This window comes from Roseomonas sp. KE2513 (genome assembly GCF_016107305.1).
Lineage (GTDB): Bacteria > Pseudomonadota > Alphaproteobacteria > Acetobacterales > Acetobacteraceae > Roseomonas.
Genome location: NZ_RCVR01000171.1, coordinates 1 through 721, shown reverse-complemented (window position 1 = coordinate 721; position 721 = coordinate 1). Strand labels below are relative to the sequence as shown.

At 73.6% G+C, this 721-nt stretch carries 1 pseudogene; it reads left to right on the top strand.

Going from position 1 to position 721, the window contains the following annotated elements:
• Nucleotides 1-721, top strand: a pseudogene (locus tag D9599_RS30790) (IS256 family transposase); the annotation flags it as partial.

The window sequence follows — 721 nt, the reverse complement described above, 5'->3', positions numbered from 1 at the left end:
GGTGGCCGGGATCACCGGGGCCGCCCACGGCGAGCGGTCTCCGGAGAGGCTGGTGCAGAGGAACGGGTATCGCGATCGCGACCGGCAAACCCGGGCGGGGACGGTCGAGCTGCGGCTTCCGAAGCTCCGGCGGGGGTCATACTTCCCCGCCCTCCCGGAACCCCGGAGGCGGGCCGGGAAGGCGCTGACCGCCGTGATCCGGGAGGCCTACGTCCACGGCATCTCCACCCGCTCCGCCGATGACCTGGTCCGGGCCACGGGGATGGAGGGGGATCTCCAAGAGCGGCGTCTCCCGGCTCTGCGCCGAGATCGACGAGCGCGTCCGGGGCTTCCTGACACGGCCGACCGAGGGCGACTGGCCCCACGTCTGGCTCGATGCGACCCACGTGAAGGTGCGCGAGGCAGGCCGGGTCGTCCCGGTCGCCGTGACCATCGCGGGCAGGGTGAACGCGGACGGGCGCCGCGAGGTCCTCGGCATGGCGGTGGGCAGCTCCGGGGCGGAGCGTTCTGGCTCGAGTTCCTCCGCTCCCCCAAGCGCCGCGGCCTGGCTGGCGTGAGGCTCGTGATCTCCGATGCGCACGAGGGACCGAAGGCTGCCGTGACCAAGGTCCTCCGGGCGGCCTCTCGGCGCTGCCGCGTCCACTTCGCCCGCAACGCGCCGGCGCATGCCGGGAAGGCGCAGCGCCGCATCGTCTCGGCCGCTGGAGGTATACCGCCAACC